Origin of the sequence: Collinsella ihumii, assembly GCF_900046475.1 — a bacterium.
GTDB classification, from domain to species: domain Bacteria; phylum Actinomycetota; class Coriobacteriia; order Coriobacteriales; family Coriobacteriaceae; genus Collinsella; species Collinsella ihumii.
The window spans coordinates 64,867-88,617 of record NZ_FCOU01000011.1; the positions used below are offsets into that span (position 1 = coordinate 64,867).

At 67.3% G+C, this 23,751-nt stretch carries 20 protein-coding genes; 8 read left to right on the forward strand and 12 right to left on the reverse strand.

Annotated features, from left to right (window positions below; genetic code table 11):
- Positions 1-178: 178 nt before the first annotated feature.
- The 3 genes from BN3789_RS09070 to BN3789_RS09080 all read right to left on the reverse strand — a co-directional run bounded on the left by BN3789_RS09070 (position 179) and on the right by BN3789_RS09080 (position 3,334).
- On the reverse strand, positions 179-1,054 hold the full coding sequence (locus BN3789_RS09070) for a DNA/RNA non-specific endonuclease (protein WP_202615114.1): 876 nt from the start codon (positions 1,052-1,054) through the stop codon (positions 179-181).
- A gap of 203 nt (positions 1,055-1,257) precedes the next feature.
- Entirely contained in the window at positions 1,258-2,037 is a 780-nt protein-coding gene (locus tag BN3789_RS09075; RefSeq protein WP_066833307.1) for a tyrosine-protein phosphatase, read from the reverse strand.
- 193 nt (positions 2,038-2,230) lie between these two features.
- Positions 2,231-3,334, reverse strand: coding sequence for a CAP domain-containing protein (locus BN3789_RS09080; protein ID WP_147569654.1), 1,104 nt, complete (start codon positions 3,332-3,334; stop codon positions 2,231-2,233).
- 173 nt (positions 3,335-3,507) lie between these two features.
- Between BN3789_RS09080 and BN3789_RS09085 the strand changes: the two genes are divergently transcribed.
- On the forward strand, positions 3,508-5,421 hold the full coding sequence (locus BN3789_RS09085) for a glycoside hydrolase family 2 protein (protein WP_066833312.1): 1,914 nt from the start codon (positions 3,508-3,510) through the stop codon (positions 5,419-5,421).
- A gap of 421 nt (positions 5,422-5,842) precedes the next feature.
- Here BN3789_RS09085 and BN3789_RS09090 read toward each other — a convergent pair whose 3' ends face one another.
- From BN3789_RS09090 to BN3789_RS09105, 4 genes are all read right to left on the reverse strand, one after another.
- Positions 5,843-7,471 (reverse strand): MFS transporter, encoded by a 1,629-nt coding sequence (locus tag BN3789_RS09090; protein WP_066833315.1) that lies wholly within the window; start codon positions 7,469-7,471, stop codon positions 5,843-5,845.
- A gap of 81 nt (positions 7,472-7,552) precedes the next feature.
- Positions 7,553-8,518, reverse strand: coding sequence for a choloylglycine hydrolase (gene bsh, locus BN3789_RS09095; protein WP_066833318.1), 966 nt, complete (start codon positions 8,516-8,518; stop codon positions 7,553-7,555).
- Between the two features lie 180 nt (positions 8,519-8,698).
- Complete coding sequence (locus tag BN3789_RS09100; RefSeq protein ID WP_066833321.1) at positions 8,699-9,757, reverse strand: DNA/RNA non-specific endonuclease; 1,059 nt, start codon at positions 9,755-9,757, stop codon at positions 8,699-8,701.
- Between the two features lie 149 nt (positions 9,758-9,906).
- Positions 9,907-12,054, reverse strand: coding sequence for a Tex family protein (locus BN3789_RS09105; protein ID WP_066833322.1), 2,148 nt, complete (start codon positions 12,052-12,054; stop codon positions 9,907-9,909).
- A gap of 236 nt (positions 12,055-12,290) precedes the next feature.
- Between BN3789_RS09105 and BN3789_RS09110 the strand changes: the two genes are divergently transcribed.
- The 6 genes from BN3789_RS09110 (at position 12,291) to BN3789_RS09135 (ending at position 17,749) form a co-directional block, all read left to right on the forward strand.
- A complete protein-coding gene (locus tag BN3789_RS09110) occupies positions 12,291-13,022 on the forward strand; it encodes a lantibiotic protection ABC transporter ATP-binding protein (protein WP_066833324.1) in 732 nt (243 codons plus the stop codon).
- Positions 13,019-13,780: a lantibiotic immunity ABC transporter MutE/EpiE family permease subunit gene (locus BN3789_RS09115; RefSeq protein WP_066833327.1), complete on the forward strand. Its 762-nt coding sequence runs from the start codon at positions 13,019-13,021 to the stop codon at positions 13,778-13,780. Before BN3789_RS09110 ends, BN3789_RS09115 begins: the two co-directional genes overlap by 4 nt.
- A gap of 5 nt (positions 13,781-13,785) precedes the next feature.
- Positions 13,786-14,610, forward strand: a complete 825-nt coding sequence (locus BN3789_RS09120; RefSeq protein WP_147569656.1) for an ABC-2 family transporter permease — start codon at positions 13,786-13,788, stop codon at positions 14,608-14,610.
- Entirely contained in the window at positions 14,603-15,016 is a 414-nt protein-coding gene (locus BN3789_RS09125; RefSeq protein WP_147569658.1) for a hypothetical protein, read from the forward strand. Before BN3789_RS09120 ends, BN3789_RS09125 begins: the two co-directional genes overlap by 8 nt.
- Before the next feature lie 610 nt (positions 15,017-15,626).
- Complete coding sequence (locus tag BN3789_RS09130) at positions 15,627-16,289, forward strand: response regulator transcription factor (protein WP_066833335.1); 663 nt, start codon at positions 15,627-15,629, stop codon at positions 16,287-16,289.
- Complete coding sequence (locus BN3789_RS09135) at positions 16,277-17,749, forward strand: sensor histidine kinase (protein WP_161939000.1); 1,473 nt, start codon at positions 16,277-16,279, stop codon at positions 17,747-17,749. Before BN3789_RS09130 ends, BN3789_RS09135 begins: the two co-directional genes overlap by 13 nt.
- A gap of 25 nt (positions 17,750-17,774) precedes the next feature.
- On the opposite strand, the gene BN3789_RS09140 is transcribed toward BN3789_RS09135, so the two are convergent.
- From BN3789_RS09140 to BN3789_RS09150, 3 genes are all read right to left on the reverse strand, one after another.
- Positions 17,775-18,263, reverse strand: coding sequence for a GyrI-like domain-containing protein (locus BN3789_RS09140; RefSeq protein WP_066833337.1), 489 nt, complete (start codon positions 18,261-18,263; stop codon positions 17,775-17,777).
- Positions 18,264-18,379: 116 nt separating this feature from the next.
- Positions 18,380-20,137, reverse strand: a complete 1,758-nt coding sequence (locus BN3789_RS09145) for a PH domain-containing protein (protein ID WP_066833340.1) — start codon at positions 20,135-20,137, stop codon at positions 18,380-18,382.
- A gap of 2 nt (positions 20,138-20,139) precedes the next feature.
- The gene (locus tag BN3789_RS09150) at positions 20,140-20,616 is read right to left on the reverse strand and encodes a PH domain-containing protein (RefSeq protein ID WP_066833343.1); all 477 of its coding nucleotides are present in this window, start codon (positions 20,614-20,616) and stop codon (positions 20,140-20,142) included.
- A 216-nt stretch (positions 20,617-20,832) separates the two neighbouring features.
- Between BN3789_RS09150 and BN3789_RS09155 the strand changes: the two genes are divergently transcribed.
- Positions 20,833-21,582, forward strand: coding sequence for a helix-turn-helix domain-containing protein (locus BN3789_RS09155; protein WP_066833346.1), 750 nt, complete (start codon positions 20,833-20,835; stop codon positions 21,580-21,582).
- 540 nt (positions 21,583-22,122) lie between these two features.
- Here BN3789_RS09155 and hemH read toward each other — a convergent pair.
- Both hemH and BN3789_RS09165 read right to left on the reverse strand, forming a co-directional pair.
- Entirely contained in the window at positions 22,123-23,112 is a 990-nt protein-coding gene (gene hemH / locus BN3789_RS09160) for a ferrochelatase (protein WP_066833349.1), read from the reverse strand.
- Between the two features lie 139 nt (positions 23,113-23,251).
- A partial coding sequence (locus BN3789_RS09165; protein WP_147569660.1) for a transposase occupies positions 23,252-23,751 on the reverse strand: 500 nt, incomplete at its 5' end.

Genomic DNA, 23,751 nt, shown 5'->3' on the forward strand with positions numbered 1-23,751 from the left:
TCCCGTACGGTTTTTTGTGAACGCACCAAGTATAGAGGGTATGACCGGCGCTCATTTGGGAACGGTCACATTTTTGTCAGAACGCCGTAAATCGAGCTGATCGGAGCGCGGCTCGCGCTTTTGGCGCCGCCGCCATGGCGGCGCACGCGGCGGAACGGTCCGGCGCACGCACCTTGCCTTACGCGGCGAGGCACTGGCCGCAGGGCTCGTACCCGAGGCGCTCGGCCTCGTCGAGCGTGCCCTCGAACTCCTTGCGGTTCGCGGGGGCAATGTCGTCGACACCGGGGCAGGCGGGATCGTGCACCTTGCGGGAGTTGGTGTTGAGCACATAGTCGCCCTCGACCTCCGGCTCGGTATCCGCATCGCTCGCGCTCGGCTCCTGCGCCAGCCACGCATCGCCGGTCCGGTAGTCGATCTCCACGCCCGGCTGCACGTTGGGGCACCAGATGGAGAAATCGATGCCGCGGCCGTCGTCCTCAAGGGAGTACGCCTCGACGCGCACACCCCGGCACAGCAGCTCGTCGCCCTCGAACACGGGGGCGGACCGGTAGAGCACATGGTTGTCCGTGTCGTAGATGTAGTCGGCGACCTGCTCCTCGTAAGGTCGCATGGCGTCGGCGTTCATCCAGCGCGTGCCGGTCACCAGGTTGCGCTCGTTCGCGTTTTCCGCCGAGAGCGCCCACCCTATGAGATGGCTTCGGTTGTACAGCGACTCCCCCTCGATGAAGTCGTAGCGGATGGAATGCCAGCCGGTCGGATGGATCTCGCTGATGCTCTCGCGCTCCTCTCCGTACGCGGGGATCGTCTCGGGGCCCAGGCAGGCCATGGCGGCGCCGCACCTGCCGAGGTCGTCCAGCTCGCTGTACGACTCATATCCCAGGTGCCCGAGGGCGTAATAGATCTCCTCCTGGGAAAACGACGCGCGCTCCACGGTGACTTCCGCCGCCACGGAACTGCCCGCCGTCGCCACCCGGTCGTCGGCGGTGCAGCCGCCGAGCGCCATCGCGCACGCGAGGAGCAGGGCCAAGACCAGCGATGGGATCCGTTTGGACACGAAAGCCTCCTTGTTGCGGAACGTGGACGTAGCGCCCATCATCCTAGCGCACGTCGGGGCGGCGCGGAGTCCGCCTCAACGAGCCGTTCGGGCGCCGACGGACCCCCTGCAAATCGGGGACGTACCTTCTGCGTGCATTTTTGCACGCAGAAGGTACGTCCCCGATTTGCATGCACGCAGAAGGTACGTCCCCGATTTGCAATCTAGACGAGGTAGCGGGCCCTTAATTCGTCGCGCGCTGCGCGGTCGACGCCGAGCGCACGGGAGAGATACTCCTCGACCGAACCGTATGCGCCCTCGATCGCATCGACCGCAGCGGCGAGATAGCGCGGGTCGACGCCGTTCAGGTAGTCCATGGGGTCGCAGGTCGCAAGGTCTATGCCGTAGAACCGGTTCGTGGCCATGTAGTCCGCCTTGACGACCTCCCACGGCACGCCCAGGGCCACCTCCATGAGCACACTCGCCATGCCGCACCGGTCCTTGCCCGCGGTGCAGTGCCACAGCACCGCGCCCTCCTCGAGCTTAAGGATCTCCTGGAAAAACGAACGGTAGGCGGCAACGCCCAGGTCATCGATCACGAGATAGGGGTACAGCGTGATCATGAGCTGCGCCGGCTCGACCTCGCCGCGGCGCATCTGGGCCCGCACGCGGTCCATGTCCTCGTCGCTGCGCGAGACGCCCGATCCGTACTCTTGGAACACGGGAAGGTGCACGAACCGCACGCCGGGCAGCTCATCGATTGGGTCGGGGCGCTCGGAGCATTCGACATCGGTGCGCAGGTCGATATCGAGCCCGAGCCGGTACTCGTCGCGCAGCCGGGCGAGGTCTGCAGCCGTCGCAGGAGCCAGCAGCCCGGAACGCAGAAGGCAACGCGGCTTGATTCGCCTGTCGTCCGCGGCGGGCATGCCGCCCAAGTCGCGGGTGTTGGGAAGCCCCTCGAAATCGATGATGCCGTGATCGGGGTGCGCGGCGCTCGGCTCCATGTTCCATCCTCCCGGTGACCTCGTGGAATCGTTCACATCAGAGAAAGCGCCAACCGGCCGCATCCGCGCCCTGCGCGAAATGAGCCGATCAGCGGTTCCCAAGATACCAGAGGATGCACCGATCCGTGTCATGCGCGCGTAAAGACGGGGCCGCGCCGACGCGTGAGCCCCGCCCATACGCCTCCGCGGTCGATCAGTAGGCCGCGAACAGCTCGACCCAGTGCTTGGTGCCCGAGCCGTCGATAAAGCATGCGGCGCCGAAGACCGTGGACTCCGGGTTGACCATGTTGTAGTGATGGCCCATCGATGAGGTCCAGGCGGCGTTGACCGCCTCCGCGCTCCGCTGCTTCATCGCGATGTTCTCGGCGCAGGTGTAGGGCCTCCCCAGCTCGAGCCTGAAGGGCATCACCTCCTGGAACCCGCTGCCGTCGGGGCGGTAGTGCGAGAAGGTGATCGACAGCTCGCTTGCCCGCAGTCGAGCGGCCTCCGCGACCTCGTCGTCCCAGGCAAGCGGCGCCACCCCGGAGCGGGCGCGCTCGGCGTTCACCATGGCGAGCAGGTCATAGGCCTCGCCCTCGCTCTGCGAGCCCCCGAACACGTACGCGCCGGTCGTCTTGTCGAAGTACCGCGCGGCGCCGTCGATGGTGTGCCAGCCCTTGACCATGCGGCCGGTCGAGGCGTGGTAGTACACCCATCTCGTGGCAGCAAGCCCGCCGTCGGGGTCCGTGGTCATGAACTGCCAGCCGTAGAGCACGGCGCCCGTCACGTCGTCGAAGTACATCCAGCCGGGCTCGTCGCCGTGCGATCCGTCGATATAGCGCTCGCCGTGCGCCATCTGGCCGGTCGTGTAGTCGTAGAACACCCACTTGCCTCCGTTGGAGGGCACGTAGGTGAAGCCCTTGAGCATCTCTCCGGTCACGGGGTCGAAGTAGTACCAGCCGCCGTAGCGGAAGTCCTCGCCCTTGACCATGTGGCCCTCCGCGTCGTAGCGCACCCACTTGCCGCGCGTGCGGTCGTCGTTGGAGACCGGCACGAAGACGTCCTTGTCCCGGGCCATGGTCCCGTCGGCGTCGAACCAGTACCACGCGTTCGACTCGGGGTCGTAGACCTGCTTGTCGCGGGCCATGACGCCGTCGTCGTACCAGTAGCGCTCGCCGCCCACCTCGTCCCAGCCGTTCTGGGGCGCGGCCGCGGCGGGCAGCGCCGTCGCCACCATGAGCAGCACCGCCCACACCATGGAGGCGATGCCGAACGCACGCATCCGTGCAGGTCGCCTTACCCTAGTCTTCTTCCCCATCGCAACCCCCTTATGGTCCGCGCGCCCGAAGGGCGCAGCAACAACCGGTCCCCTCCATTGTTATTGACCGACACCCCATCCCCGCCCCGCGGCTCGCCCAACGGTTTCGACCGTTCGCCCAGCGCGACGTGAGAAAATGGAGGCTACCCGCCGATGCCGTGGAGGATGATCGCATGCTCGATATCAAACGTGTTCTCATGAGCGCCAAGAGCCACAAGCGCGGCGACGTCTGTCCGCTTGAGACGCCGTGGGGCGCCACACTCGATCCCGACCGGGTGCTTCCGGAATATCCGCGCCCGACCATGGTTCGGCCCGCATATACCATGCTCAACGGGTATTGGGAGTTCGCCATCCGGCCGATTCCGGAGGAATACCGCCATGCGCAGGCGCTCTCGACCGGAAGGGTCCTCAACATGCTGGCGGCAGCCCCCGAACCCGAGCGCTACGATGGGCGCATCCTGGTCCCCTTCTCGCCCGAAGCGCCCGCCTCGGGCGTCGGCCGCGTGCTGCAGCCCGACGAGCTGCTGTGGTATACGAGGACCGTCGATATTCCGGACCTCGATGAGCTCGAGCGGCTGATCGTGCGCTTCGGGGCGGTCGACTGGGCGTGCTCCCTCATGGTCGACGGCAAACCGGCGGCGACCCACATAGGCGGCTACCTGCCTTTCGATGCGGACATCACCGATTTCGCGCGCGGGCGCCGCTCGCTTCGGCTGGCGCTATGCGTCTACGACCCGAGCGACGCCGGCGTCCAGCCGCGCGGCAAGCAGCGCCTCGACGCCGGCGGCATCTGGTACACCCCGCAAAGCGGCATATGGCAAAGCGCCTGGTACGAGGTGGTGCCCGCGGTTCACGTCGAATCGCTTGCGCTCAACGGCGCCGCCGACGGCACGCTGCGCATCGAAGGCGCGCTCGCCGATCCGCGCGGGCTGCTGCGCGAGGGCGACTCGATCGATCTCGTCGTGCGCGACCATGAGGGGCGGGACGTCGCCACGGCACGCCTGCCGATAGCTGGGCGTCGGGTGCACGGCGCGATCGACGTCGCGCATCTGCACCTCTGGTCTCCCGACGACCCCTACCTCTACGATGTCGACGTCGCCGTGTGCGCCCGGGGGCTTTCGGGCAGGCAGGACGCCCCCTCCAGCTACTGCGCCTTTCGGACCGCCGAGGTCAAGCGCGACGAGTCCGGCGTGGCGCGCTTCTTCCTCAACGGCTCCCCCGTGTTCATCAAGGGCGTGCTCGACCAAGGCTACTGGCCCGAGGGCCTCATGACCGCGCCGTCCGACGAGGCGCTGGTCCACGACATCCTCGCCATGAAGCAGGCGGGGTTCAACATGCTGCGCAAGCACATCAAGATCGAGTGCGCGCGCTGGTACTATCACTGCGACCGGCTCGGCATGCTCGTGTGGCAGGACGCCGTGTCCGGCGGCGGCGCCTACAGCCCCTGGCACACCAGCCGCAAGCCGACCCTGGTCAAGGCGTCATGGGACCGGTTCCGCGACGACACCCCGCGCCACCGTGCCGCCCTGTCGTCAGGCAGCGCGGAGTACCGGCGCGAATGGCTCGAGATGACCCGCGATATGGTCCTGCAGCTCGCCGGGCACCCTTCGATCGTGACCTGGGTGCTGTTCAACGAGGGCTGGGGGCAGTTCGACGCGCGCGAGATGAGCGAGCGGATCCACGAGCTCGATCCGACGCGCCCGATCGACGCCACGAGCGGGTGGTACGACCAGCGATGCGGCGACTACCTCTCGCAGCACAATTACTTCCGGCCGCTGACCGTCGACTGCGACCGCCGCGTCCCGGTCGGCTATGCGCAGGAGCGCGGCAACCGCGCGTTCGTGATCTCGGAGTTCGGCGGCTGGACGCAGGCGATCCCCGGACATACCGTGTCCCCCTACTCATATGGCTACGGCAACTTCCCGACGCTGGACGCCTGGCGCGACGCGGTGCGGCACACGCTCGACGAGGCGGCGTCGCTCGAGGCGCTCGGCCTCGCGGGCTACGTCTACACGCAGCTGTCCGACGTGGAGGAGGAGCTGAACGGGCTGCTCACCTATGACCGCCGCGTCAACAAGCTCGACTAGGGAGGCGCCGGAGGACCCCGGATGCCGCGCTCCCGTGCGAACGTGGCTAGAAATTTCTGTTTTGCTGTAAGCCGGCTCGAATGGAGGCGACCGATTTGACCGCAATGCCCGCATCGGCTGCTTATGATGCATGCGTCGTGGCCCCAAATGCCTCGGATGCGGCCTCAGCAGGGGAAGAAGCGGCACCGACGACGGGTTCCAGGCCCGATCGCGCGGCGCCGCAACAGCAAAACAGAAATTTCTAGCCACTTTCGCCGGAAGAGGGTGCAGCCGGGGCGACGCGGGCCGTGTTCTTTTACCGGACAGAAGATCCGGGGCCTCCCCCGGGCGGATCTGCGAGCTGTCGCATCAAGGCTCATATGGTTGCAGATCCGCCCGGGGAATGCCCCGGAACTCGTAAGGAGGACAAGCGACCTGACCGCTAACGGCCCTGCAGGGACTCCTGCTTGGATGTGATCTTGATCGCCGGGGTCGTCGCCAAGCCGAGCAGCACGATGACCGCGCCCACGGCGTAGGCGATGCGCGTCGACTCGAACCGCGCCTGCGCCTGAATATCCACGAGGGCGCGGCGCTCGGCGTCGGTCATGTCGATGCCCGCGATCTGCTGCTCGAACTCGCGATCGCTGCCGAGGTTGAGCGTCATGCCCTCGAGCTGACGATCGACGTCGCCCGAGATCGCGGTGTCCTCGCCGGCCTTCACGCGCACGGTGCTCGTGATGCCGAACAGCAGCACGGCGCCGAGCAGCGCCACGCCGATGGCCTGGCCCACGTTGCGCATGGTGCTCTGGATGCCGCCGGACTGGGAGGCGTCGCGCTCGGGCAGCGCGAGCGCCACGATGTTGCTCGCGTGGGACGACACCGTTCCTGCGCCCACGCCAGCGACGAAGGCGCCCAGGTACACGCCGACGGTGCTCGCGCCGTCGATGGTGACGGACGACCCCATGATGCCGAGCGCGACCGCCATCGCCGCGTACCCGATCTGGATGACGTGGCGCGGATTCGCCCGCGGCGCGAGCTTGGGGATGCCGAGCGCCAGCGCAAACGTCGGCACGCCGGTCACGATGGAGATCAGGCCCACGTCGACCGGGGTCCAGCCGGCGACGAGCTGCAGGTACGGCGACATCAGGATGGACTGCGCGCCCATGAAGAAAAACGTCAGCGCGTTGGCGGCGAGGCCGGCAAGCACCTGCGGAGTGCTCAAAAACGAGCTGGGCAGCAGCGCGATGCCGTTCGCGCGCTCCACCCGCGGCTCGACCAGGACCAGCGCGGCGAGTACTACGAGGCCGAGCGCGACGAGCGGCAGCGCCGGAGAGATGCCGAACACGGTGAAGGGGCATCCCTCGAACGGCGTGATCAGGCCCCACGAGGAGATGCCCGACAGACCGATGAGGAACAAGAACAGGCCCGTTGCGGCGAGCGCCACGCCGACGACGTCGAATTTGAGCCTCTCGTCCTCCTGGTTGATGGCCGGCAAGCGGAACGAGACGAGAAAGACCATGAGGAAATAGGCGCTGAGCACGAGGAACGTGACGCGCATGCCCGAGACCTCCATCACCACGCCGAGCATGAGCGGCAGCACGGCCGACAGCCCTGAGGCGGCGCCGATGCAGCCGAACGCGACCGCCCGGTTGCCCCCGCGGTACAGCAGCGGGATGAGCCCCAGCACCGAGGGGATCATGAAGCTCGCGCCAAAGCCGACGAGCACGCGTCCCACCCAGATGAAGACCGCCATGTTGGGAGCCGCCGCCAGCGCCGCCTCGCCCACCGCGCACAGCACGGTCCCGATGCGGAAGGTCTTCTTCCAGCCGACGATCGTGCCCGCCAAGCCGCCCGCAATCATGAAGGCGCCGCCGACGAGCGGGTAGATCATGTTGGCGAGCTGGATTTCAGACGTGGTGGCGCCAAGGTCGCCGGTAAGCGCCGAGGTGGCGAGCGACAGGGCGCCGTTGTCGCCGGTCGCCCCCATCTGGGCCAAGATCAAGATGACGATCGGCAGGACGGCGAAGCGCTCCTTGCCCGCCGGCGCCGTCCGTATGGTTGCTGCGTTCATGTCGATTCCTTTTCATTCGAACGCGTATATATGTCCGCGCCCGGCGCGGATCGCCCGGCGCGAAACGATGGCAGGGCGCCCCTATGCCGCATCGGGCATGACGAAGGGGCGCGCGCCCGACAGGTCACAGGAGGACAGCGGATAGGCCCTGATCTGCGGATCGTCGTAGGAGGCGTGGTAGTACGTGCACCGCGCCGAGGAGAACCCGCTCGTGTAGAGCGTCTTCTCATACGAACCGTCGGCCATGCGGGCGCAGCCGTCGGGCACGGCGACCGAGCCGAGCGTGCGGAACAGGCGCGTGACGTTATCGGCCTCGGACGCCTGCTCGGGGTAGTGGCCGTTGACGAAAGCCGCCTTCACGAATCGAGCCGGGCCGCTGTAGTCGCCCGGGATCCCCTGCATGCCGGGGCCGGAGCCGAACGGGATGAGCTCGGCTTTGTCCCACGTGACGCGCGCGGGCTCGTCCTCGGTGAGCGAGATGTAGTTGCGCAGGTTTTGACGGTGCCAGCAAAACGTCGGCTCGTTGGTGAGCACGTCGACGTCGTCCTCCCAGACGCGCATGCCGTCCTCCAGGCACTCGACCGCGATGCTGCCCGTCTCATCGCCGATGATCCAGTGGAGGTTCGCCACCGGCAGCTCGTCGTTGACGGCCCGGGCGACGACGGTCACGTTCTCGAGCGCGGCGCGCACCTCGTCCAGGGTGGCGAAATTGCGCGCGACCCAGAACGGGAACTCATACGCGGCGACGTTCACGCCGGTCAGTGCCGGCTCCGTCGCATAGTGCGCGCTCTGCGGGAAGTTGAGGCCCGCCACCGCCAGGCCCGCGTCGTTGCCGCAGTCGAAGTACAGGGGGATGCCCTCGACGATGATGCCCATGCCGATGACCGCATGCCCGCGCTCGGGGTCGCCTGCGCGCTCGAAGGCGACGGGCACCTTGGCGGCAGGTGGCGTCACCACCACGCGCTCGCCGTAGCTGGTCGTCCAGTCGAGGTTTCGACCGAAATACATGGTTCCCGCTGGATCGGCAAATCGGATGCCCGTGCACATAGGGCCACCCCTTTCCTGTTTGGGCAGCCTTGCGCCATCCAAACACATGGATTGTAGATAGTGATTTATTACCCATGAGTTATATGGGAAATTATGAAGCGCGGCTTAGGAAAGGGTTGCGAATTACGGAAGGAGGGGTCCGTCTGACAAGGCGGGCTTTTTCACCCCCTATGGAAGGTGCTATGGATTGCAGTTGCCGCAGGGCTCGTACCCCTGCGCGATGAGGTTGTCGCGGGTGTCGGTGACCTCGCGCTTGTTGTGCTCGGCCATCTGGTCGACCGAATGGCAGTCCGGATAGTGGAACTTGCGGGAGTTCGTGTTGAGGATATAGGTCACCTGCGGCGCCGGAGCCTCGGGCGATGCGGGCTGTGTCTGCTGTTGCGCGCGGCTGTCGCCCGTGGCGTAGTCGATCTCGATACCCGGCTGCACGTTGTAGCAGAACACGTTGAACGAGACGCCCGCGCCCCCGTCGTCGATGGACAGGGCCTCCAGGTGCACGCCGCGCGCGACCAGCTCGTCTCCCACGAACACCGGCGTGGAGCGCATGAGCACGCGGTTGCCGGTGCGCTCCACATAGGAGGCGACCTCGTTCTCGAACGGGAGCATGCCCTCGACGTTCATGTAGCGCGTGCCGGTGATGAGGTTGCGCTCGTTGGCGTTTTCCGCCGTCAGCTGGAATCCGAGCAGATGGCAACGGTTATAGAGGTAGCGGCCATCGACCAGGTCGTCGTAGCGCACCGTATGCCAGCCGGAGGGACGGATCATGCCGATGCTTCCGCGCTCCTCGGTGGGCATGGTGTCCAGGCTCACGATGGCGAACGCGGCACCGCAGCGGCCGAGCGCGTCGAGCGGGGCGTAGGACTCCGCCGGCGCGCCGACGGCATCTTCGGCCGAAAGGGCCGGCACGTTGCCGTCGACCTCCGCATAGGGGCTTCCCGCATAGGGCGGGACCTGTGCATAGTCGAATGCCTGGGCCTGCTGCGCCGGCGCATCCGGGGTACCCGGGGATGCCGGCGTCTCGGACGCTGCCGGGGCCTCCGACGGCGTCGATGCGGCAGGAGTCTGCGGATCGGGGCTCTCGGGCGATGCGGGGGCGGCCTGCACCTGCTCGGTTGCCGGCGTGGCCGCTTGATCGCGGGCGGAGCTCGCGCTCGGCTCACCGGAGAAGGCGCCGATCACCAGCAGGAGCGCGACGACGATGACGGGGACGGACAGCCCGCTGCGTTTCCTTGCCACCATATACCTCCTGCTTGAACCGATGGTTCAATGGTAGCATCCCGCAGGACGGGTTGGTTGGGGACGGGTTCGTTTCAACCCATGCCGGTGCAGCGCACCGCCATGGGTTGAAACGAACCCGTCCCCAACCAACCCGTCCCAACAAGTGCCGGCTATTTGCCGGGGACCATGGTCAGCGAGATCTTCCCGCGCTCGCGGTCGATGCGCTCGACCCAGACCTTGACGGTGTCGCCCACCGCGACCACATCGCTCGGGTGCTTCACGAACGAGCGCGACAGCTTGGAGATGTGGACCAGGCCGTCCTGATGGACCCCCACGTCGACGAAGGCGCCGAAGTCGACGACGTTGCGCACGGTTCCGGTGAGCTCCATGCCGACCTCGAGGTCGTCCAGCGTGCGCGCCGCCTTGCTGAACACGACCTCGGGCGCGTTGTCGCGCGGGTCGCGGCCGGGTTTCTCCAGCTCGGAGATGATGTCGAGCAGCGTCAGCACGCCGCAGCCCACCTCGCCGGCCAGCGCCGACACGCTTCCCACGCGCTTCTCGATATCGGGAATGCCGCCGTGCGCCAGGTCGGCTGCGGTCACTCCCGCGCGCTTGAGCACCTCGCGCGCCACCGCATAGCTCTCCGGATGCACGCTCGTGGCATCGAGCGGGTTGTCGCCGCCCGCGATGCGCATGAAACCCGCGCAGTTGAGGAACGCCTTCGGCCCGAGCTTGGGCACGTCTTTCAGCTGCCTGCGGTCGGTGAAGGCGCCGTGCTCCTCGCGGTAGGCGACGATGTTTTTGGCGACCGTCGGCGTGATGCCCGACACGTAACCGAGCAGGCTCGCGCTGGCCGTGTTCACATCGACGCCCACGCGGTTCACGACGTCCTCGACCACGTTGCCGAGCGTGCGCGCCAGCTCAACCTGGTCAAGGTCGTGCTGGTACTGGCCTACGCCGATGGACTGCGGCGGGATCTTCACGAGCTCGGCGAGCGGGTCTTGCAGGCGGCGGCCCAGGCTCATGGCGCCGCGCGTCGTCACGTCGAGGTCGGGATACTCCTCGCTTGCCAGCGCGCTCGCGGAGTACACCGACGCGCCCGCCTCGTTCACGATGGTGTAGCGCAGCGCGAGATCCGACTCGGAGATGAACTCGGAGACGACCTCCTCGGTCTCGCGGCTCGCCGTTCCGTTTCCGATCACGATGGTGTTGATGGCGTACTTCTTGGCGAGGCGCGCGAGCTCGCGCTTGGTGCCTGCGACGTCGCGGCGGGGCGGGGTCGGGTACACGACGCCGTGGTCGAGAAGCTTGCCCGTCTCGTCGAGCACCGCCACCTTGCAGCCGGTGCGGTACCCGGGATCGAGCGAGATGATGCGCGCACCGCGCACCGGGCGCGCGGACAGCAGGCTCTCGAGGTTCTTGCCGAACACCTTGATGGCGTCCATCTGGGCGCGCACCGTGAGCTTGGCGCGGACCTCGCGCTCGAGGGAGGGCGCCATCAGGCGCTTGTAGCCGTCGGCGACGGCGGCGTCCAGCACCGGCGCGAACACGCCGGAGCGGCGCGGCCAGCGGCTCCCCAGGCGCGCGATGGCGGCGTCGACATCGACCCGCACGCGGACGCGGAGCTTGTCCTCGCGCTCGCCGCGGTCGATGGCGAGGATGCGGTGGTTGGGGATCTTGCGCACCGGCTCGGCGAAATCGTAATAGGGCTCGTACGGCGTCTTCTCGTCCGCATCGACTGCCAAAGAGACGATCTCGCCCGTCCCCTCCGTGAAAGAGCGCAGGTCGGCGACGTTTTCCGCATCCTCCGCGACCACCTCGGCCACGATGTCCGAGGCGCCCGCCAGCGCGCGCTCGGGCGTATCGAATCCCGCCTCCTCGTTCACGTACTCCGCAGCCGCCTCGAGCGCCGTACCCTTGGTCGCCGCCTGCATGATGATCATGTTTGCAAGCGGCTCGAGGCCCGCCTCGCGCGCCTTCGACGCGCGCGTCATGCGCTTCTTGCGGTACGGCTTGTAGAGGTCCTCCACGCGCTGCAGCTGCTCGGCGGCGCGGATCTCGGCCTCGAGCTCCGGCGTGAGCTTTCCCGCCGCGGAGATGAGCGCGATGACGTCCTCTTTTCGCTGCTCGAGGTTGCGCAGGTACGCGAGGCGGTCCTCGAGCGCGCGCAGCGCCACGTCGTCCATGCCTCCCGTCGCCTCTTTGCGGTAGCGCGCGATGAAGGGAATCGTGTTGCCCTCGTCGATCAGGTCGACGGCCGCCTGGACCGCCGTCTTCTTGAGGCCGAGCTCCTCGGCCAGAGTCGCGATGATATCCACGGGATGCCTCTCCGGTGTCGGGTGTAGAGCTGAATTAGGATACCCGCGCGCGCAGACAGCCGCAATGCTTCCTTTGGGGCCTGCTGCTTTTGGGGACAGTCCCTTTTGGACCGCGATGGCGCACATGCGCCATCGCGGTCCAAAAGGGACTGTCCCCAAAAGCAGCAGAGTCGTTATGGCTTCGTTAGAATCGGCCTCCACCATGGGAGATGAACCGAAGGAGAAAGGAGACTCCCATGGGCTTTATGCTCGAGACACGCGGGCTGACCAAGCGCTTCGGACGGAACGCCGACGCGCAGGCAGCCGTGACCGACGTGAACCTACACATTCGCGAGGGCGAGGTGTACGGCCTGCTCGGACCCAACGGCGCGGGCAAATCGACCACGCTCAAGATGATCTGCGGTATGCTCCGCCCGACCGAAGGGGAGATCATCGTCGACGGGCATCCGTGGTGCCGCGACGACCTGTACGCGATCGGCTCCCTCATCGAGGAGGCGCCGCTCTACCCCAACCTCTCCGCGCGCGAGAACCTGCGCGTGCGCACGACCATGCTCGGCCTGCCCGCATCGCGCATCGATGAGGTGCTCGGGCTCGTGGACCTTGCCGATACCGGGAACAAGCGCGCGGGCCGGTTCTCGATGGGCATGAAGCAGCGGCTGGGGCTCGCGCTCGCGCTGCTCTCCCGCCCGCGCCTTCTCGTGCTCGACGAGCCCACCAACGGGCTCGACCCCATCGGCATCGAGGAGCTGCGCGACCAGATCCGGGGCTTCGCGGCAGCGGGCACGACCGTGCTCGTCTCGAGCCACATCCTCTCCGAAGTGCAGCAGATGGCGGACTCGGTCGGCATCATCTACCGCGGGCGCCTCGCCTACGAGGACCGGCTCCGAGCGGACCAGGACCTCGAGCAGCTCTTCATGAGCGTCTGCCGGGCGGGCCGCGCCGCCGGATCGGGGGTGCATGCCGCATGAGCGTCACGTTCGCATCGACCCTGCGCGCCGAGGCGCTGAAGTTCCGCCATGCCGCGCCCGCGCGCATCGCCGTCCTCATGGCACTGCCCATGCCGCTTCTGGGCGCGATGCCCGTCCACGGCTACCAGTCCTTCAGCGCATGGAACTACTGGTACACGCTGTTTTTGCCCATCGCCCTCTCGCTTCTGGTCGCCTGCGTCGCCCAAGCCGACGCGCGCATGCACATGAGGGGCGCCTTCGGTCTCGGCGTGCCGCTCGGACGCGCGTGGTGGGCGAAAGCGGTCTGGTGCCTGGCGCTGCTCGCGCTCTCGAACCTCGTCGTCTTCGCCCTGTACCTTGCCGGCTCCGCCTTCTCAGCGCAGGGCGTCACCGCTGCGGGAGCTGCCACGATGCTCTGCTGCGCGGGCGTCAACACGCTCACCGCGGCATGGATGATTCCCGCCGGGCTTTTCTTCACGGTGCGCGCGGGCATGCTCGCGGGCGTGTTCATCCCGCTTGCCGTGCAGCTCGTCGGCGCATTCGCATGGTCCGTCATCCCGCTGCCGCAGCTCTTCCCGCCATCGGCCTCGACGGTCATCCCGACGAGCTTCATCCCCGTGCTGCCAAGCGGCGAACCGCTCTCCGCGGACATGGCACTCGGCGGGGCGCTGGCTGCCGACAGCATGCTCACGGTTGCGGGCCTCGCCGTGTGCGCGATCGCGTTCGCGGTGCTCACGGCAGCGACGGCAACCTGGTTCGCGCACTCGGAAGAGAGGTGATGGACATGGCGAACGACGCGCTCCCGCGCATGTCGCTTGCGAGCTCCCTGCGCTCCGAGCTTCTGCGCCTCTCCCGATCCCTGCTCATCTGGCTGCACCTGCTATGCGGGCTTGCGGGCGGCCTGGCCTGCGGCGAGTACTTCTCCGTCGCAGCATGGGACGCCTCCATGGGAGCCGACGCGTACGCGCAGTTCCTCGGAGCGCTCATGCCGCTCATGACGTCGATCGTCTGCGGTCTGGCGGTTGACGAGGAGCGCTCGGCTGGCAAGCTCGCCAACCTGACGGCAGTCCCCTCGCGCGGCAGGGCCGTGCTCGCTGCATGGGCGGCGCTTTCCCTCTTGGGCGCCTGTGCGCTCGCCACAGCATTCGGGACGTTCGGCATCGTGCTGGCCGCCGCGCATCGGCTGACGCTCGGCGCCCACGTGCTCGCAACGGCCTGGGCGGGCTGCGTCCTGGGGAGCCTTCCCCTCTACGCGCTCGAGCTCGCCTGCGCGTTTCGCTTCGGCAGGAACGCGACCATCGGCGTCGGCGCCGCGGGCACGCTCCTCGCGTTCTTCTCCATCGGCGGCCTCGCCCACGGCCTCATGACCGGAGAGCTCACCGGGGCGTTTCCGAGCATCTTGGGCTGGATCCCCTTCTCGTGGTCTGCACGGCTGGGCTCGCTCGGCATCGAGTCGGCCATCGCCGTCGGGCGGGATGCCGCGCAGGCGGCAGCCGTGAGCACGGCGGCAATCGAGACCACCGTGGCCTGCGCGGTGCTCCTGGCAGCGGCCATCCCCCTGTTCACCTGGTGGTTCCGCCGTTTCGAGGATCGGGGGCTCCATGTGTAAGAGCAGAATGCTCCGTCTGCTGGCGATCGCGCTGCTCGTGGCCGGCGCGATCGCGGGAGGAAACGCGCTGGCCAGCACCGGGTGGGCTCCGGCGCTTCGGTCCGTGGCCGACCGCATCCTCCCCTATCCCGAGGTGACCATGTGGGCACCCGCCCCTGAACCGGGCAGCCACGTGAGCACGTATGCCGACGCGACGGGAGCCGGCTCGAACTACGTCTACGACGTGCAGGCTGCTGACGCGAACGGAGACACCCGCGAGCTCCAGCTCATCTTTTTCGGCTCCGAGTCGAGCGGAAGCGGCTGGCTCGAGATCGAGGCGCGGGGAGGGTCGGGCGTGCACTACCGGGCATGCGAGGAGACGGCCGTGCCCGACGACGCCGTCGCAGCACTCGGCGAGCGCCGATAACCCGGGAGACGCTGTTTGATTGCGTTCAGATTCGCTGAAGTAGGTGCAGAATGTATATTCCCATCCCGAAACTGTATAAAAATCCGCTTCGAGCAAAACCCACAGGGAGAGTAGGCTGAGTTTGGTGCGATTTTTGAGGCCCATTTCCCCACCATCGCTACACCCCTCAGCATTTCCGCAGGAAACAACTGGGCAAATGCCGAGGGGTGCGGCGCATGTGGGCGAAGGGCACCGAAAAATCGCACCAAACTCGATATACATGTTTTTTGACACATTTCGAGACGGGGCAAACGGCCGTCCCGGCCGGCTCCGCCGGCGACTCACCCCATGCGGGCCGGTCCAATCGAAATCCGGATGAGGTCGGCCGGGGCGGAGGGTCGGCTAAAGCTGCAATCGGGCCGTTTTGTTCACCGGCGGCGTCATCCGCAGGGCGACAGGACGGCTTGGAGCTCAGCCCCCATCGCTTGGCCCCATCAGGGCCAAGCGTTCGAACGATGGCGGTAAGGACGAGGCGCGGCCGATCGCGGCATCGGCGGGCGATACCCCGATTGCTTGCCCTCCGCACCCCGTCCGCACGTATAATCTCGACAGGAATTCAGGGAGGTTGCGCATGGCGCGCATATTGGTGATAGACGACGAACGCGCGATTCTCGACGTCCTTGCGCGGATACTCGGCAAAGACGGCCACGAGATCGTCAAAGAGAGCGATCCTGCGCAGGTCCTGGACATGAACCTCGCCCGCTTCGACCTCATCCTGTGCGACGTCATGATGCCGAACCTCGACGGCTTCGAGCTCGTGCGGCGCATCCGGCCGCTCTTCGACGGCCCCATCCTCTTCCTCACCGCCAAGGTCGCCGAAGAGGACGCCGTCAGCGGCTATGGGCTGGGCGCAGACGACTACGTCCGCAAGCCCTTCGGCGCGTCCGAGCTGCGCGCCAAGGTCGCCGCGCACCTGCGTCGGGAGCACCGCCCCCATGCGCACGCCCTCTCGTTCGGCGACGTGCGCCTCGATCTGGAAGCCCGCGACCTGGCCGTCGGCGGGACGACCGTGCCGCTCACGCCCACCGAGTACGCCATCTGCGAGCACCTGGCGCGCCATCCCGGCCAGGTCATGAGCCGCGCGCAGATTCGCGAAGCCGTGCTCGGATGGAGCAGCGACGCCGACGACGCGGCGATATCCATGCAGGTCAGCCGCTTGCGCAAGAAGCTCGCCGCCGTCGGTGCAGACCCGATCGCGACGGTATGGGGAATGGGATACAAATGGCAGCTCTGACATCTGCGCAAGCTGCCGGCAAACGCCGGGGCATGCCGCTCGCATTCGTCATTGCCCGGTACTTCGTCTACTCGTTTGTCGCCGTGGGCATCACATGGGTCGCCGCGTTCATGCTGCTCTCCTCCGCCATCAATACGGGCTATGTGGTCGAAGCGAGCTGGGGACCCGCCAACGCGCGCGCCGTCGCAACGGAGCTTATGGACGCGGATTCCCTGGAGCCTGTGGACATTCCGACCTCCTACCGCTACCTAATCGTGGACGCCTCCGGGAGGACGGTGGCGACCGACCTTGAGGGGGCGCAGCTCGGCCATGCTGCGGAGGCGGCCGACGCGGCCCTTGGGGCCCAGTCCGAAGACATCGCGATCGAGGGCGGAGGCGGCGGGCTCACGTTCGCCTCGTTTTCCGTCACCCGCGGCGGGGCCTGCGTCCTCGTATCGGAATACCTGCCGCAATGGGCGTCGCGCGATCTTGCCGAGACCCTCCCCAACCCGCAGAACATCATGTTCGCCATCGGGATCGCGGGCAGCGCCCTCGCCCTTGCGCTCGTGGCGCACCGGGCGAGCCGTGTGATCTCGCGCAAGATGCGGCCGCTCGCCGACGCCGCCGTGCGCATCGGGCAGGAGGAGCTCGACTTTTCCGTCGGACGGACCAACGTGCGCGAGGTGAACGACATCCTCGCCGCCATGGACGCCATGCGCTCGTCGCTCGCCGAATCGCTCGATGCCCGCTGGCAGGCGGAGCGGGCGCAACGTGAGCAGATGGCATCGCTCGCCCACGACCTCAAGACGCCGCTGACGGTCCTGCGCGCCAACGCCGACTTCGTGGCCGAGGAGCTCGAGTGCGACGAGACGCCGCGCGAAGACGAGCGTGGCGATATCGCTGCCGCCGCCCGCGATATCGCGGTGAGCGCCGAGCGCCTCGACAGCTACGTGCGGCTGCTCATCGAGGCGTCACGCGGGGCGGGCAGCGCGGCGAAGGCCCCCGTCTCGCCCGTCGAGCTCTGCCGCCATGTTGTCCTGGAGGCCGAGCCCGTCGCCCGCGCGCGGGGAATCGAGCTCGCACCGAGCATCCAGCCCGCCGTCGCAGGGGCCCCTGACGCCCTGCTCGACCGCACCATGCTCACGCGGGCCGTCTCGAACCTCGTCTCCAACGCCGTCGAACATGCGCACTCCCGTGTAGAGATCTCCTGCATACTCGACGGCGGCTCTCTCGTGATCGAGGTCGGCGACGACGGCGCGGGCTTCTCGCCCGCCGCCCTCAAGCACGGCTGCGAGCGGCTCTTCACCGACGACTCCTCTCGCAGCACGACCGGCGGCGAGCGGCACTACGGTCTCGGGCTCTTCGGCGCGGCCGAGGCCGCCCGCGCCCACGAAGGCTCGATCACGCTCGCGAATCGCATCGACGCTCACGGAGCGGTCCTCGGCGCCACAGCGACGATGCGCCTTCCCCTCTCTGCATAAAAACGGCCCGTCCCAACAAACGCCGTCACTTCCGGCGCACGGGCATCCAGATCTCGCTGTAGGCCGTATTGTCCTCGCTCACGTCGCTGAACGAGAACATGCGGAAGCCGTCGAGCTCGTAGGGCGCCTCCGCGAGCCACTCGCCGTAGACGCGCGCCGTCGTCTGCTGCATATCCTGGGGATAGGGGCCGTCACTGGAAAAGATCGCCCAGGTGAGCGCAGGAATCTCAACGAGGTCGAGCCCTTCCGCCGCCTCGGTCGACGTCGTCGCCACGCCGATCAGGTGCGTGAGCTCCCCCGACTCCTCTTGGAAGTCCGTGTCTGAGTTCCACGACGCATTGATCACGCGGCGCGGCTCCATATCCATCAAGCGATGCATCTCCGCCCGTTGCCCGGGCGTGATGCTGCGAGCAAGCTCGGCGATGGCCGCGTTCTCCCCCTCGAACTGCATGGGCACGCGCGCGACCACCCCCGCCAGACGAAAGGCCGGCATATCGACGATGCGGTAATCCATATGAACTCCTCGGTACCTCGAAGGTTGACGCTTTTGGGGACAGTCCCTTCTGGACCACGATGGCACATTTGTGCCATCGTGGTCCAGAAGGGACTGTCCCCAAAAGCGTCAACCCGTCACGGATGCGGCCGGACCCAAGCGAGAAGCGACTCGACATCCGCCGCGGTGAAATCGCGCAGGGCCACATCGCCTGCCGCAGCGGTCTTCGTGGTGAACGTCCCAAGCTGCAGGCGGCGCTGGAAAGGGGACGCCGAGGCGGTCGCGTGCTGGAGCCGGGATCGCGGCACCACCTGGGTTCGACGCTTGATGCCGCCCACGATGGCGACGAGCCGCGTCCGGTCATGCCCGACACGGCTGTCCCGGTAGCGCAGCACGGCTCCGACCGCCATCCTCACGACGACCACGGCGCCGACGGCGCAGAGCAGCACGCGAAGCACCGTGCCGAGCACATCCCACGCCCCTCCGGCGGGCAGCATGCGCTCCGCGCAGCACAGCGCGCCGGCGATCACGACCGCAAGCAGCAGCGCCCTCACGACCGTGCGAAACGCCAGCCTCCGCGCCGCCGCGGGCGGAAGGCGCACCATATGCGATGCGGCAAGCGCCCCGGCGCATTCGGGGGCGATGGCCTCGAGAAACGCGTCGATTTCGGAAACGCGGATGAACGGGTGCAGCACCACCCCGTCGGAAGACGACGTCTCGTCCGCCGACCCGATGCTCCCCACCACGGAGGCGCGGACCTCCGCGTACCCCATGACCTGGCGTATCAGCCCCTGATTGATACTGACGGACTGGATGCGCTCGAGCGCCACCATATGCGACGTGCGGTTGAGCAGCCCGCGCTCGACCGAGATGCGTCCGCCCGTGCGCTCCGCGCGGTATCCAGCAAAGCCGATCAGGCTGAAGACGAACGAGACCGCAAAGCCGACCACGACCGAAAGCACCAGCAAGAGCACCGCGCTGCCGACAAGCAGGCCCACGGGGAGCGCCGCGACGCTTCCCGCCGCCTCCGAAAGGTTGACGAGCCGGCTTTCCTGCAAGAAGTTGATCCCCTGCACGATGAGGATGAGAAACGCCACTGCCTGCGCGACGATGCGCGTCTCCGTGAGCGCCGCGACCACCAGCTGCCCCCGCGTGAGCGTAAAGCATGCGTCCGGGACGCTGCCGGAGGCAGCCGGCGCGAAAGCGTCCCCGGCGGCCTCCCCCGTCGCCCCCGGGGCGCCTGATTCGGAATCGCCCGCGGGCCTTTCGGAAAGCACCACGGCCTTGCGCCGGAACAGCTCGTCTCGCAGCGCCTGGGCAAGGCCGGCCTGCAGGCCCGTGATGCGCGTCGCCTCGCCCTCGCTATCCGCGGCGCCCGTGTCCAAATCGAGCGTCATGAGGCCGAACAGGCGCTCCATCAGACTCGACGACATGTTCACCGTGTGGATATGCTCGTAGGGGACCTGCAGCTGCTTGGCGGTGACGAGCCCGTGGCGCAGCATGATGCCCGCGTCGGTCAGCTCCCAGGTGCGCGTGCGCCAGGAAACGACCGACCCCACCACGCTTCCCGCGATGAGGAGCGCGGCGATGGCAAAGATCCCGGGCAGGTTTTCAGGCGTCGAGCCGCCGAGAACCTGGACGATTGCGATGAGGGAGACGCCCAGGGCGGCACCGATGCCGCTCACCGCACCCGACACGAGCGAGAGCGCGCTTCCGCGGTGCACGCCGGCCAGCTGGGGGTCTGCGCCCTCGAACAGGGAGCGCTCGGGGTTTGCCAGCTGCTCGATCTCCTGCTCGAAGCCCGCGTCAGCGCTACCTTCCGCAGACGGCGCTATGGGGGCAGGCGGCGCTGGCGCCCCTTCGACCCGGCGGGGCGCCCTGTCCTTTTCGCCCATGGCTACACATCCTCCTTGGCGAGACGGGCGAGCTCGGCGACGCGGTCGCGCAGCATGTTGGCATCATCTTCGGCAAGGCCGGGAATCTCGAAGCTCTCGCCCGCTGTGGAGATGCGCACGGCGGCCAGGCCGCTCGCCTTGAGAAACGGTCCCTGCTTGGTCTCGACGTGCTGTACGCGCACGAGCGGGACGATGGCGCGCTTCTTGACGAACACGCCGTGGTAGAGGTCGACTTCGGTGGGCGTGACCTCGTAGCGCCAGGTCGCGTACTCAACGCGCGGGCTGATCGCCATGTCGCACAGCTCGATGACCAAAAGGGCGGCGGCGATGGCGACCGGGATGAGGACGGGCCCGCCGAGCCGCTGGACGATCAGCGTGGCGACAGCCCCCACCACAACGGTTCCGGCGATGAGCGCGAGCGAACTGGCATACCAAACCCGCAGCATGCGCGGATCGAGGCGATGAGAGGGAAGCCCCATGGAAAAACTCCTCCTGACATGCGGTCGACATGTTGATCAGCATGATAGCACCCCCCCCCGAACGCATTTCAATCGGAAGACGGGTACGTCGACTGGAGCCGCACTCGACAAGAGTCGGCGCAAACTGGAGCGACAATCGCTACCCCGCGTCCGCGGCGCATCCGATAATGATATCGAGCTCAAACGTGCGTGCACCGTCCACAGAAGGAGAAAGCCATGTTGAACATAGCAAAGACCATTCGAGAAAAACGACGGGCGCACGGCTACACCCAAGAGCGCCTCGCCCAAGCGCTGGGACTCACCCCGGCGGCGGTCTCGAAATGGGAGACCGGCCAGACGCTTCCGGACGTGACGATGCTCGGTCCCCTTGCGGCGATGCTCGGCATCACGACGGACGAGCTGCTGGGATTCGATCCCGATGTGAGCGAGGAGCACGCCGAGGAGCTGGTCGAATCCGCCCGGGACGCGCTGGCCCGACGCGACATCTCTGGGGCCATCGAGCGGTGCGAGCGCGCACTGCGGCTCCACCCCGCAAGCATCACGCTCGCCTTCGCCGTGGCGTCCGCACTCATGGAGATCGCACAGGGAGCCTGCGCCGCGAACGACCCTGCACGGTCCCCGGCGCAGGAAGGCGCCGCGAAGACCGCGCTCGCGCGCAGCATCGAGCTGTTTGAACGCTGCCGGCAAGAGGGTTCCCTCGAGCAACGCGAAGCCGCCGCCTTCGTTCTTGCCGGACAGTACGTTCTGGTCGGCAGGCACGGCGAGGCGCTCGAGGCGGCCCGCTCCATCCGGGCGCCCCAAGCCGACCCGCGCATCATGGAGGCGACGGCGCTCGCGGCATCCGGCGAGCTCGAACGGGCGGAGGAGCTCGCGCAACGCACGCTTGAGGAGAAGGAGGCCGACGCCTCCGCCCTGAGGGACATCCTCTGCGGCATCCGTCGCGCGGCGGCCGCGACGCCGGGGTAAGTGTAGAACACCCGCTAACGGTACCCAGAACTGGCAGTGAGGGCGCATTTTGAGGCCCTCACTGCCAGTTCTGGGTACCGTTAGCGGGTACAGTTAGCGGGTAACGCCTCGAGACCCGATCGAAGAGGGCGAAACCGCACCCCGTCCGCATCGGCGAGACCCGGATTCCGCGATGCCGACGAGACGTTTCCCCTCGCCGACATCGCGGGCTCCCGAAGCACTTGGAGCGCCGCTACTCCCGATCGAGCAGCTGGCCCATCGCGACGGGATCGCTCCCGTCCAGCGGCGTGACCAACGGCTTGCCGTCGGCGTCGACCAGCACGGTGATGCCGCTTCCTCCCGTCATTAGAGCCGACGCGCCAGCTCCTCCTGGGTGAGGCCACGCTCGCGGCGCAGGCGTGACAGGGCATCTTTCAGCATGATCATCGAGGGCTCCTCTCGGTCGGGTCTACCACCATTGTCACCGGCGGTGCCCGGCACGTCGAGCAACAACCTGTTGCATGGCCCGCGCCTGCCGCGCCGCGCCAGCCAACTCCTTGGCTACCGCAGCGCCCGCTTGATCTCGTCGAGCAGCAGGTCGATATGGTCATCCCGGTGATTGAGCGCCGGGATGTAGGTAACGTCAGGATTCCCGCCGCGCGCACGGCAGCGCTGCTCAAAGCGCCCCTTGGCAACAGACGCGATGTCGTACAGCGATTCGAGGCAGTCGGACGCGAAACCCGGCGTCACGAGGGCGATTCGGTCCACGCCCTCGTCTGCCCAGGTATCCAGAATCGTGTTGGGATGCGGTGTCGCCCACGAGCGCGAATCCTCGAAGCGCGAGTGGTACGCGACGGCCCAGTCGTCGGCGGAAAGCCCCAGGAGATCAGCTACCTGACCCATCGAATCCCGAACCTCATCGAGGTAGGTATCGCCCGCCTCGACGTCGTTCAGGGGCACCGAGTGAAACGAGAACAGGACCTTGCTTCCCGGGCGCCATTCCCACCGCTCCGCAATCGACCGGGCGAGCGCGCCCCAATAGAGCGGGTTGTCCGCATAGCCCTCGACGACCCCCACCGCCTCGGAGGGGGCGACAACGCTCAGAAACCGCTCCTTGCAGGTGCCCACCGTGCAGGTTGCCGTCTGCGGAAAGAGCGGGAACCCGAGAAGCCGCGTGCACCCCTGGCGCCTCAACGAAGCTGCGGCATCTTCGATGGAAGGTGATCCGTAGCGCATGCCGACCTCGGAAACAAAGGGCAGCCCCTCCCGAGACATGCGTTCGTTGAGCTCGTCGCGCTGCTTGAGCGACTCGACAAGCAGGGGTGCGCCCTCAGGCGTCCACACCTGCCGATACCGAGGGGCGGTTTTCTTCGGACGGTTGCGCGCCACGATTCCATGGAGGATGGGGAGCCATATCGCATGGGGAACGCGGACGATATTCCTATCGGAGAGAAACTCGATGAGGTAGGAACGGATGTCCTCGGGATCCGGCGATGCGGGAGATCCCGTGTTGATCAGGATGACCCCGGTTTTTTCATGCAAGCAGTCCATGGAGCCGACTATAGCAAAACGTCTTCCGATTGTGAGCCGCAAGGAGCGTGCAGTTTGGCGCGAAGACACCCTTGCCCATCCTTCACGATGAGACCTGTCAGCAGAAAAACGAGGCTTCGTGAGTTCGTGTGGGTAGGGGTCACGCTCCCGGCCTGCCCGGCAGCGCCGGCCTGAGGTCCGAGCACCTGAGCATGAAGAGCGCTATCAGGTTGTCGATGTTCCTGAACCCGTATCCCTGCCTGATCGCCACCTTGATCTTGTTGTTCACCGCCCCGACGCGGGCGTTCGAGACCCCGAGCTCGACCGACCTCAGGACGCCCTCCCGCTTGCGCCTCACCTTCCTCGAGAGCTCCACGAACTGCGGGATCCTGCAGCGGCACGCCCACGAGAGCCACCGGTCGAGCGAGGCGCGGGCGTCCGCCGGGTCGCCGCGGAAGACCGCCCTCAGCCCCTCCTTGAGCAGGTATCCGCGCCACAGCGCCGCCCCCGAGCGCCTGAGCCCCTCGAGCGCCGAGGCCTGCCCCTCCGTGAGGTCCTCGGGGTTCTTGAGCAGCGGGAACCTGAGCCCCCTGACCTCCTTGGCGGGGTCGGGCGGCGCCTCCTCCCCCTTGCGCGGCCGGCCGCGCCCCCGCTTGGGGC